Source organism: Rhodovulum sp., assembly GCF_011048875.1.
GTDB lineage: Bacteria > Pseudomonadota > Alphaproteobacteria > Rhodobacterales > Rhodobacteraceae > Rhodovulum > Rhodovulum tesquicola.
This window is the reverse complement of the sequence record NZ_DSDD01000139.1, coordinates 1-10,283: the sequence shown is the minus strand read 5'-3', so window position 1 is coordinate 10,283 and position 10,283 is coordinate 1. Positions and strand designations below refer to the sequence as shown.

The 10,283-nt window shown below is 67.3% G+C and carries 13 protein-coding genes; 6 read left to right on the top strand and 7 right to left on the bottom strand.

Annotated elements, in window-relative coordinates; all coding sequences use genetic code 11:
• The 3 genes from ENN83_RS04810 to dnaQ form a co-directional block, all read left to right on the top strand.
• Positions 1-712, top strand: a 712-nt coding sequence (locus ENN83_RS04810) for a shikimate dehydrogenase (protein WP_287184676.1), incomplete at its 5' end; no start/stop codon positions are given.
• Positions 709-1,308: a dephospho-CoA kinase gene (gene coaE / locus ENN83_RS04805; protein WP_287184673.1), complete on the top strand. Its 600-nt coding sequence runs from the start codon at positions 709-711 to the stop codon at positions 1,306-1,308. The genes ENN83_RS04810 and coaE, both read left to right, overlap by 4 nt.
• Positions 1,301-1,993 (top strand): DNA polymerase III subunit epsilon, encoded by a 693-nt coding sequence (gene dnaQ / locus ENN83_RS04800; RefSeq protein WP_287184671.1) that lies wholly within the window; start codon positions 1,301-1,303, stop codon positions 1,991-1,993. The genes coaE and dnaQ overlap by 8 nt, the downstream gene beginning before the upstream one ends.
• Positions 1,994-1,997: 4 nt before the next feature.
• Here the strand turns inward: dnaQ and secB are convergent, their stop codons facing one another.
• Together secB and ENN83_RS04790 are read right to left on the bottom strand one after the other, a co-directional pair.
• Positions 1,998-2,513: a protein-export chaperone SecB gene (gene secB / locus ENN83_RS04795; RefSeq protein WP_287184668.1), complete on the bottom strand. Its 516-nt coding sequence runs from the start codon at positions 2,511-2,513 to the stop codon at positions 1,998-2,000.
• A gap of 57 nt (positions 2,514-2,570) precedes the next feature.
• On the bottom strand, positions 2,571-3,059 hold the full coding sequence (locus ENN83_RS04790) for an FxsA family protein (protein ID WP_287184665.1): 489 nt from the start codon (positions 3,057-3,059) through the stop codon (positions 2,571-2,573).
• Between the two features lie 105 nt (positions 3,060-3,164).
• Here ENN83_RS04790 and ENN83_RS04785 point away from each other — a divergent pair, with 105 nt between their 5' ends.
• From ENN83_RS04785 to ENN83_RS04775, 3 genes are read left to right on the top strand one after another with little or no spacing between them, the layout of a single operon-like run.
• Positions 3,165-3,833, top strand: a complete 669-nt coding sequence (locus ENN83_RS04785) for a Tim44/TimA family putative adaptor protein (protein ID WP_287184662.1) — start codon at positions 3,165-3,167, stop codon at positions 3,831-3,833.
• A complete protein-coding gene (locus tag ENN83_RS04780) occupies positions 3,830-4,861 on the top strand; it encodes a murein transglycosylase A (protein ID WP_414707620.1) in 1,032 nt (343 codons plus the stop codon). The genes ENN83_RS04785 and ENN83_RS04780 overlap by 4 nt, the downstream gene beginning before the upstream one ends.
• Positions 4,862-4,865: 4 nt before the next feature.
• On the top strand, positions 4,866-5,444 hold the full coding sequence (locus ENN83_RS04775) for a Smr/MutS family protein (protein ID WP_287184660.1): 579 nt from the start codon (positions 4,866-4,868) through the stop codon (positions 5,442-5,444).
• Between the two features lie 4 nt (positions 5,445-5,448).
• Here the strand turns inward: ENN83_RS04775 and ENN83_RS04770 are convergent, their stop codons facing one another.
• The 5 genes from ENN83_RS04770 to ENN83_RS04750 form a co-directional block, all read right to left on the bottom strand.
• A complete protein-coding gene (locus ENN83_RS04770) occupies positions 5,449-6,552 on the bottom strand; it encodes an alpha/beta hydrolase (RefSeq protein WP_287184656.1) in 1,104 nt (367 codons plus the stop codon).
• 21 nt (positions 6,553-6,573) lie between these two features.
• Positions 6,574-7,884, bottom strand: a complete 1,311-nt coding sequence (gene hslU / locus ENN83_RS04765; protein ID WP_287184652.1) for an ATP-dependent protease ATPase subunit HslU — start codon at positions 7,882-7,884, stop codon at positions 6,574-6,576.
• Positions 7,881-8,441 carry an ATP-dependent protease subunit HslV gene (gene hslV, locus ENN83_RS04760; protein WP_287184649.1) on the bottom strand — a complete coding sequence of 187 codons (561 nt, stop codon included), beginning with the start codon at positions 8,439-8,441 and terminating at the stop codon, positions 7,881-7,883. Before hslV ends, hslU begins: the two co-directional genes overlap by 4 nt.
• 116 nt (positions 8,442-8,557) lie before the next feature.
• Positions 8,558-8,878 (bottom strand): thioredoxin, encoded by a 321-nt coding sequence (gene trxA, locus ENN83_RS04755; protein ID WP_253087638.1) that lies wholly within the window; start codon positions 8,876-8,878, stop codon positions 8,558-8,560.
• Positions 8,879-8,937: 59 nt separating this feature from the next.
• Positions 8,938-10,283: 3'-5' exonuclease (locus tag ENN83_RS04750; protein WP_287184644.1), on the bottom strand; the 1,346-nt coding region annotated here is incomplete at its 5' end.

Sequence of the window (10,283 nt, the reverse complement as noted above, 5' to 3'; positions counted from 1 at the left end):
TGTCGCGCAGGCCGACGTGAAGGAGGTTCTGGCCGCCCTGCCGCGCATGGGTTTCGTCGGGGTGAACGTGACCATCCCTCACAAGGAGACGATCCTGGGCCTTGCCGATCTGGTGTCCGACCGAGCGGCGTTGATCGGGGCGGCGAACACGCTGATCTTCCGCGCGGATGGCAAGGTGCATGCCGACAATACCGACGGAATCGGCTTCATCGAGAACCTGCGCCAGGGCGCGCCGGGCTGGGATCCGGCGGCGGGGCCAGCCGCGATCCTGGGGGCTGGCGGGGCTGCGCGGGCCGTGATTGCGGCGCTGTCCGAACAGGGGGTGCGCGAGATTCGCGTCAGCAACCGCACCCGGTCCCGCGCCGAGGCGCTGCGCGCCGAGTTCGGTCCCAAGATTGTCGTCCATGACTGGGTGCAGGCCGCCGGCATGATCGAGGGCGCGGCGACCGTGGTGAACACGACTTCGCTGGGCATGGTGGGCAAGCCGGAATTCCGCGTGCCGCTGGATGCGCTCAGCCCCGGCGCGGTGGTCTCGGATCTGGTCTACACGCCGCTCGAAACCACATTCCTCGTCGAGGCGCGGGCGCGGGGCTGCATCGCGGTGGACGGGCTGGGCATGCTGTTGCATCAGGCCGCGCCCGGTTTCGAACGCTGGTTCGGCCGCCGCCCCGAGGTGGACGCCGCCGCCCGTGCGGTGTTGCTGGCGGAATGAGCGAGCGTCCTTTCCTGCTGGGCCTGACGGGATCCATCGGGATGGGGAAATCGACGACCGCGGACATCTTCCGTGCGCTGGGCGTGCCGGTCTGGGATGCCGATGCGGCGGTTCACCGGCTTTACGGCCCGGGTGGAGCCGCCATTCCGGCCATTGCTGCGCTTTGCCCCGACGCGGTCGGCCAGGCAGGTGTGGACCGTGCTGCGCTCAAGGACTGGATCGGGCGCGATCCATCGGCGCTGGCCCGGATCGAGGCGGTGGTTCATCCTCTGGTAGCCGCCGACCGGGAAGCGTTCACAAAGGCGCATGCCGACGCGCCGGTGCTGGTGCTGGATATCCCCCTGCTGTTCGAGACCGGCGCCGATGATCGGCTTGACGCGGTGATGGTCGTGACCGCCGCGCCCGAGGTGCAGCGCGCCCGCGTGCTGTCCCGCCCGGGCATGACCGAGGCGCAGTTCGGCCTTCTGCTGTCGCGGCAGATGCCCGATGCCGAGAAACGCGCCCGTGCCGACCATGTCATCGAGACGCGCAGCCTTGAACAGACCCGCGCCGAGGTGCAAGCCTTGCTCGACAAGCTGAGGGAACACCATGCGTGAGATCGTTCTCGATACCGAGACCACCGGCTTCGAGCCGTCCGAAGGCCATCGCATCGTGGAAATCGGCGCGGTCGAGCTGTGGAATCACCTGCCCACAGGACGGACCTATCACCAGTACATCAATCCCGAACGCCCGATGCCAACCGAGGCGTTCCAGGTGCATGGGCTGGGCGACGACTTCCTGCGCGACAAGCCCGTGTTCCGGCTGGTGGCGGCCGAGTTCCTGGAATTCGTCGCCGATGCGCGGCTGGTGATCCATAACGCCGCCTTCGACATGAAGTTCCTGAATGCCGAACTGGGCTGGGTCGGCCTGCCCGCGATCCCGTGGGAACGGGCCCTGGACACGCTGGCGATGGCACGGCAGAAATTTCCGGGCTCGCCCGCCTCGCTGGATGCGCTGTGCCGACGCTTCGGGATCGACAACTCGGCGCGCGAAAAGCACGGCGCGCTCCTCGATTCCGAGATCCTGGCCGAGGTCTATCTGGAACTTGTCGGCGGGCGTCAGCCCGACCTTGTGCTGTCTTCAGGTCCGGCGGCCGGGGCCGACGCCGCGACGGGTGGAGAATGGCGCCCCCGCCCCCGTCCAAAATCGCTGCCCCCCCGACTGACAGAGGAGGAGGCAGCGGCGCATGCCGCCTTTGTCGAAGGCCTGGGTGACAAGGCCCTCTGGCGGCAGTTCGGCTAGACCGTCAGGCCGTTCCGCCATTGCCCACATTCGGGGCCGGCTGGGCCTCCTGTGCCCGGCGGGCGATTTCCTGCCTGTAGAGCGCCACGAAATCAACGGGTTCCAGGTTCAGCGGCGGGAAGCCGCCATCGCGGGTCATGTCGGACACGATGCGGCGGATATAGGGGAACAACATCCGCGGGCATTCGATCAGCAGGAACGGGTGAAGCTGGTCTTCGGGCACGTTCTCGACATGGAAGACCCCGCCATATTCGATCTCCAGCAGGAACAGCGTCGCCCCGTCGTTCTTGTTCTTCGAGTTGATCGTGAACTTGCAGATGATCTCGAACTGGTGCTCGGTGGGACGCTTGCGCGCGTCCAGTCCGACCTGAACGCTGATATCGGGCGTCACCTCGCCTTGCACGCCCTTCTGGACAAGGATGTTCTCGAACGAGAGGTCGCGGATATACTGGCCGAGGATTTGCATCCGCACCTGCGGCGGTTGCTGTGCGCCCGCGCCGTTGCCTTCGGTCTCGCTCATGATGTGCTCCTGGCGAATGTTACGTCGCGATCCGATTAGCAGCTTGGGCGCATCGGCTCAATGCTGCGTCCAGCCCGATCGGCCGCGCGGCTGGTCGTTTCCTCCGGGCCTCAGCTCCTCGAATTCGCCCTCGATCACGCCGCCATGGGTCTGTGCGCGGGGCCGGGGGCCGCGGTCCGCCCCATATGTCATGCTCTGGACGACGATCCGTTGCGACAGCCAGCGATAGGCCGCGGCGCGCACGGGCGGCATCAGAAGCGCGAAACCCACGGCATCGGTAAAGAAACCGGGCGTCAGCAGCAGCGCGCCGGCGAAGAGAATCATCGCCCCATGGGCCAGCGGCTCGGCCGGATCGCGCAATTCCCGGAACGAATTGCGAAGCTGCGCCATCGCCATCGCGCCTTGCTGGCGGATCAGCAAGGTGCCGATCACCGCCGTCAGGACGACGATGGCCAGCGTGGCCCACAGGCCGATCGCACCGCCCACCTGGATGAACAGGGCGATCTCGATCAGCGGCACACACAGGAAGAGAACGAAAATCCACATGGAGAACCCTCGACGAACCGCGCAGGTGGACTTGACCCGGCATCTGCCTTACATAAGTCGGATATCGTTCAGATACAAAGACTGACGGCACGCTGCGAGGTCACCATGGGCTCTGCCATCATCCAACTTCTGGTTCTCGCGGGAATTGCCGCTTTCCTGATCCTGCGCCTGCGTTCGGTGCTCGGCACGCGCGAGGGTTTCGAGAAGCCGCCGCTGTCCATGCCCGACCCCGCCTCGCGCCGTTCCGATTCGCGCCGCGAATTCGAGGTGATCCAGGGCGGTGTCGACAGCGACATCACCGATCACGTTCCCGATGGCAGTCCGGCGGCCAAGGCGCTTGCCGCCATGAAGATGGCCGAGCCCGGCTTTTCGGTGGGCGAGTTCCTGCATGGCGCGCGCAGCGCCTATGAAATGATCCTGATGGCCTTCGAGCGGGGCGAGCTTGAAGATGTCAAGTCCTTCCTCGCCCCCGAGGTTCTGGACAGCTTTGCCGAAGCGGTCCGGCTGCGCGAGGAACAGGGCCTGACGGTCGAGGCGAATTTCGTCGGCGTGCGAGAGCTTGCACTCAAGGACGCAACCTTCGACCGCGATACCGGCGAGGCCGAACTGGTCGTGAAATTCGTGGGCGAGCTGATCTCTGTCGTGCGCAACCGTTCGGGCGATGTGGTCGAGGGCAGCCCCAGCGAGATCAAGCGCCAGCGTGACGTTTGGACTTTTGCGCGCCGGATGGGCGTGGACGATCCCAACTGGCAGCTTGTCGCCACGGGCGAATGATCCGTGGCCTGGGCGCGGTGGCCTGTCTGGCGCTTGCGATGAGCGCAGGGCCCGCGCGGCCCGATCTGCCGGTCGAAATCCTGCGGTTCTCCGATCTCAAGGGCTGGGAACGGGACGACCACGCCACCGCGCTGGCCGTCTTTCGCGAAACCTGCCTTGATCTGCCCGACCTGACCTGGTCATCGCTTTGCGCGGTCGCCGAACACCAGCAGGATGCGCGACGCTTTTTCGAACTGTTCTTTCGGCCTGTGCTGATCGGTGGCAGCAGCCCGGCATTGTTTACCGGCTATTTCGAACCCGAACTGGAGGGCGCGCGCCGCCCCGATGCGCGCTTTCGCTACCCGGTCTATCGCACCCCGCCGGACCTGATCCAGGGTGAGTCCTGGCATTCCCGGCGTGAGATCGAGGAAGACGGCGTCCTGCGGGGCCGCGGGCTGGAAATCGCCTGGCTCGACGATCCGGTGGATGTCTTCTTCCTTCAGGTGCAAGGCTCGGGCTGTATCCGTCTGAAGGACGGCACGACGCTGCGGGTCGGCTATGGCGGCAAGAACGGGCATGAATACCGTTCGATCGGACAGGAACTGGTGCGCCGCGGCATCTACGAGCCGCATCAGGTCTCGGCCCAGGTGATCCGGTCCTGGGTGCGCCGCAACCCCGAGCAAGGGCGCGCGCTGCTGCATCACAACCCCTCCTTCGTGTTCTTCCGCGAACTCGATCAGTTGCCCGCCGACAAGGGGCCGCTGGGCGCGATGAATCGCTCGATCACGCCGATGCGCACCATTGCCGTCGATCCCGCCTTTGTCCCGCTGGGCGCGCCCGTGTGGATCGAAAAGGGCGGCCGCGCGCCGCTGCACCGGTTGATGGTGGCGCAGGACACCGGATCGGCGATCAAGGGGGCGCAGCGGGCGGACATCTTCTATGGCACGGGCAAGGCGGCGGGCGAAAGGGCCGGACGTATCCGTGACCGCGGGCGCATGATCGTGCTCTTGCCGATCGAGACAGCGCTTGCCCTGCTGCCCGAGGGCTAGGCCTGTGGCCCGACGTCGTTCCGGCCAGTTGAGCGGCGAGGATCGCGCGCTGTGGGATCTCGTCGCCCGACGCATCCGTCCCCTGCCGGGCAAGCGCCCCGGACCCGCGCCCGAACCGGGTGAACCCAAAGAGCCGCCCGCCGCCTTGTCCCCGGGCCCCACCCCGATTGCCCCTTTCCGCATCGGCGCGCGGGCGAACGGAACCGCGACATCCGCCCCGCCCTCGGACGCGGCGATCCGCATGGACCGCAAGGCGTTCAACCGGCTCAAGGGCGGCAAGCTGTCGCCCGAGGCGCGCATCGACCTGCATGGCATGACGCTGGCCGAGGCGCATCCGGCGCTGAGCGGCTTCATCCTGCGCGCCCAGGCCGAGGGGCGGCGCCTGGTGCTTGTCATCACCGGCAAGGGACAAGGGCCGGACGGCGATGGCCCGATCCCCGAGCGTCGCGGTGTGCTCAGGCGGCAGGTTCCGCACTGGCTGCACCAGCCGCCGCTGGCCGCCGCCGTGCTGCAGGTCGCGCAGGCGCATCGGCGTCATGGCGGCGATGGGGCGGTTTACGTCTACCTGCGCCGCCCCCGCTGAGCCTTCATTGCCGGGCCAGCGCGGTCAGCGGCGACAGGATGATCGCGGTTGCGTTCTGCACGGTGATGACCGTGCCTGGCAACAACCCCGGCCGCCCGGCCGCGCCCGAGTCGAACGCCTGTTGCAGCGTCGGCACGTCGCGCAGCAACCGGAACAGGTCGGGCGAGGTGCCGGCCGTGAAATGGCCCATCCCGGTCGAGAACCCGGTCACGTCCAGCACCGTGACATTCAGATCGGCCACGTCGGCGACATTCCGGATATTGCCGAGCCGGTCCCGGCTGCCCGACAGCCGGGCAGACAATGACAAAGCCCGGTCGCGTTGCGAGGTGAAGACGACCACCCTTTGCGGCATCGCGCCGATATCGCGGACCTGCGCGCGGAACACGTCTACGTCGATATCCGGCGAGAGCAGGATCAGCCCGTCGATCTCGCGCGCGACGCGCCCGGGCTTGGCCAGCGCCATGTGGCGCAGGGTCTCCATCGTCAGCAGGCCGCCCATCGAATGGGCAACGATCAGCAACTCGTCGGGCCGGGCCGCGATCAGCGCCTCCAGCAATTCGGCGAACCCCCTGCGCGCGAACAGCGCGCTGTCGCGGTCATGGCCATAGCCGAAGGGGCTGGCGGCGCTGGGCCAGGAATAATGCACCGCGACCCCCTCGATCCCGAAATCATGGGCCAGCTGCGCCGAGCGATAGAGACCTTCGGCGAAATTCGTGTTGAACCCATGGACGAAAACGACCGCCGCCCGCTTTCCCCTTGGCCGTGCGGCGATATCGCGGGCCAGTGCCGCGGTGAAAGCGGAGGGGTGATCGAACATTCGGGCCGAACGCATCAGGAACTGACGCCCTGGATCGGGCTGGCCCTTGGGATAGGCTATCACGCCCGGTGCCCGGTTCGGAGGGATGGAAACCGTGAACGCACCAAAGCTGAGCTCTTCGGACCGGGTATTGGCGAACAGCCGCCCGGCATCCGCCATGCGCGTCGTGCCGACATAGACGATCCGCTCGACCGTCCCGGGTGTCGCTTCGGGCGCCATGGCCACCATACCGCGTGCCGCACAGCCCGCCAGCGCGACAAGGCACAAGAGCATGGCGATCTGTCGCAGCACGGGCAGCCCCAGCGGCCGGGATCAGAGAATGTAGCGCGTCACATCGGCCGACCGTGTCAGCGCCCCGAGATTCTTCTCGACGAAATCGGCATTCACTTCAACCGCCTCGCCGCCGCGATCCGGGGCGGTGAAGCTCAGTTCCTCGAATACCCGCTCCATCACCGTGTAAAGCCGCCGCGCGCCGATATTCTCGACGCTTTCATTCACCTCGGCCGCGATCCGCGCCAGCGCCGCGATGCCATCCTCGGTGAAGGTGACATTGACCTTCTCGGTCTCCATCAGGGCCGCGTATTGCCGGGTCAGCGCGTTTTCGGTTTCGGTCAGGATGCGGACGAAATCGGCCTCGGTCAGCGCGCGCAGCTCCACCCGGATCGGCAAGCGGCCCTGCAATTCGGGCAACAGGTCGGACGGCTTGGCGATGTGGAAGGCGCCCGAGGCGATGAACAGGATATGGTCGGTCTTGACCGGTCCGTGCTTGGTGGAAACCGTCGTGCCCTCGATCAGCGGGAGCAGGTCGCGCTGCACCCCCTCGCGGCTGACATCGGCGCCGCGCGTGTCGGACCGGGCGCAGACCTTGTCGATCTCGTCCAGGAACACGATGCCGTTTTCCTGCACCGCCTCCAGCGCGGTGCGCGTCACCGTCTCGTCATCCAGGAGCTTGTCGGCCTCTTCCGAGATCAGGATCTCGTAGCTGTCGCGCACCGTCATCCTGCGCCGCACCCTGCGCCCGCCGAACGCCTTGCCGAAGAGATCGCCCAGCGACATCATCCCGCCGCCCTGGCCGGGCGGCATTCCGGGGATCTCCATCATCGGCAGCGGGTTCGAGGTATCCGCCACCTCCAGTTCGATCATCGTCTCGTCCAGCTCGCCGCGTTTCAGCTTGCCGCGAAACATCTCGCGCGTCTGTTCGCGGGCATCCGTCCCGGCGATGGCCTCGATCACCCGTTCCTCCGCGGCCAGATGCGCCGCGGCCTTGACCTCCTCGCGCATCCAGTCGCGGGTCTGGGCGATCGCGCTGTCCACCAGATCGCGGATGATCTGTTCCACGTCGCGTCCGACATAGCCCACCTCGGTGAACTTGGTCGCCTCGACCTTGATGAAGGGCGCGCGGGCCAGCCGGGCAAGGCGGCGCGAGATCTCGGTCTTGCCGACGCCGGTGGGGCCGATCATCAGGATGTTCTTGGGGTAGACTTCTTCGCGCAGGTCGTCGGCCAAATGCTTGCGCCGCCAGCGATTGCGCAGCGCCACCGCAACCGCGCGCTTGGCGTCCTTCTGCCCGATGATGAAGCGATCCAGTTCCGAGACGATCTCGCGGGGGGTCAGGTCGGTCATTTGGAAATCGTCTCCACCGTCAGGTTGCCATTCGTGTAGACGCAGATATCTGCGGCGATCGCCATGGCCTTGCGGGCGACCTCTTCGGCCGACAACTCGGTGTTCTCGACCAGACCGCGGGCGGCGGCCAGCGCGTAGTTGCCCCCCGACCCGATGGCCGCAACGTCATGTTCGGGCGACAGCACATCGCCCGCGCCGGTGATGACATACAAATCGGCCCCGTCGCTGACGATCAGCATGGCTTCGAGCTTTTGCAGATACTTGTCGGTGCGCCAGTCCTTGGCCAGCTCCACCGCCGCGCGCTGCAACTGCCCCGGCGTCGCCTCCAGCTTGGCCTCGAGGCGTTCCAGCAGGGTAAAGGCATCCGCCGTTGAGCCTGCGAACCCCGCCACCACGTCATATCCGCCGGGCGACAGGCGCCGCACCTTGCGCGCGGTGCCCTTGATGACGGTCTGGCCCAGGCTCACCTGCCCATCGCCCGCGATCACCACCTGCCCGCCGCGCTTGACGCCGATGATGGTCGTGCCGTGCCAGCCGGGAAACTCGTCTCTTGCCATGGGCGCCCTCCGTGCCTTGCGCTTCGGCGCATATATGTGCCCGATGCTGCCCCACAAGGCGTGCAACAGAAAGGGGCGCCGCAGCGCCCCTTTGTCTCAGCCCTGGACGCGGTCGTTTAGACCGACTCTTCGATCCAGCCCTTCAGCGCGGCCTTGGGTGCGGCGCCGATCTTGTTGGACACCACCTGCCCGTCCTTGAACAGGAACAGGGCCGGGATGCCGCGCACGCCCATCTGGGCGGGGGTGTTGGGGTTGTCGTCCACGTTCACCTTGACGATCTTGACCTTGCCCTCGTACTCGTCCGCCAGTTCTTCCAGCGCCGGGCCGATCTGCTTGCAGGGCCCGCACCATTCGGCCCAGAAATCCACTACCACGGGGATGTCGGAATTGCGCACCTCGGCGTCGAAGGTGTCGTCGGTGACGGAATGGGTCGGCATCGGGTCTCTCCTTGGAACCTGCGAAAGTTGCCGGACAGTAAGAAGCGGGCGATGGGCCGTCAAGGCAGGTCCGCGCGGGCAAGCGCCGACTTGCCCAGGGCCTCGGGGATGGGCATCAGCAGCCCCGTGCGTGTCCACAGGATCGCGGTTTCGACCCGCTTCCCGGGATAGATCAAGGCCAGCGCATGGCCATAGGCGCCCATCTGCCGCAAGAGCCCTTCGGGCACATCCTCGGGCCGATCGGGGGTCAGGGCATTGGTCTTGAAATCGACCGCGCAAATGTGATCGGCGCCAACGATCAGCCGGTCGATGGTGCCGCGCAGCGGGCGGCCGTTCAGCTCGGCGGAAAACGGCACCTCGGCCAGCGTGCCGGGGGCAAAGACGGGGGCGAGCCGCGGATCGGCCAGCAGCGCCTCGGCCTCGGCCTGCAGGCTGTCGATCCCGGCTTCGGGCGCTGGCGGGTCGCAACGGGTCAGCAGCGCATGGGCCAGCGCCGGGCGGTCGGCGGGCGCGGCGGCGGGCAGGTGTTCCAGCAGCAGGTGCAGCCATGTGCCCCGCGCCATCGCCGCCTTGGCCGCAAGCCCGCCTGCCTCGCCCGCCATCACCTTGGCCCCGCCCAGATCAGACGGTGACAGCGGCTGCGGCGGGCGGGCCGGGCGCTGGGCCTGGCGCTGTGCCCAATCGGGCAGCGCCAGGATCGGCGCCGGTGCCGGGCGCTCGTCCGCCGCTGCATCGCCCCAATCGCCCAATTCGTAGCGCAGCCCGGTCGCGAAGCCGAAATCGCAGGTCACTGGTCCCGCGCGGTCCAGCCCCGCCGCGATCCGGCTGTACCAATCGCTGCCATCCTTGGTCAGCTTGCCCGCCGCGGCGACGATCAGCCATTGCTCGGCCCGCGTCATCGCGACGTAAAGCAGCCGGGCGCGTTCCTCCTCCTCGCGCCGCACCCGCGCCTCGTGCGCCGCGGCCAGCGCGGGCGGACGGTCCTCGGCAGGCGTCTTCCAGGCGATGCTGCCATTTTCCAGCAGGTATAGCTGGTCTTGGATGCGCACTTGCCGGGCTGCCGTATCCGGCAGGATCACCACCGGCGCCTCAAGCCCCTTGGCGCCATGCACGGTCATCACCCGCAGCCGGTTTCCCGCGGAGTCGAGTTGGCGCTTGATCTCGACCTCGTCGCTTTCAAGCCAGCCCAGGAACCCGGTCAGCGAGGGCACCTCGGTCCGTTCATAGGCCAGCGCCTGCGCCAGCAGCGCGTCGATCCCGTCCCCGGCCTCGTCGCCCAGCCGGGCGATCAGGCGGCGGCGGCCGTCATGCCGGGTCAGGATACGTTCCAGCAATTCGTAGGGCCGCAGGAAATCGGCCTCGTCGCGCAGGGCGGTCAGGATGGATTTCGTCTCTGTTCCGGCCC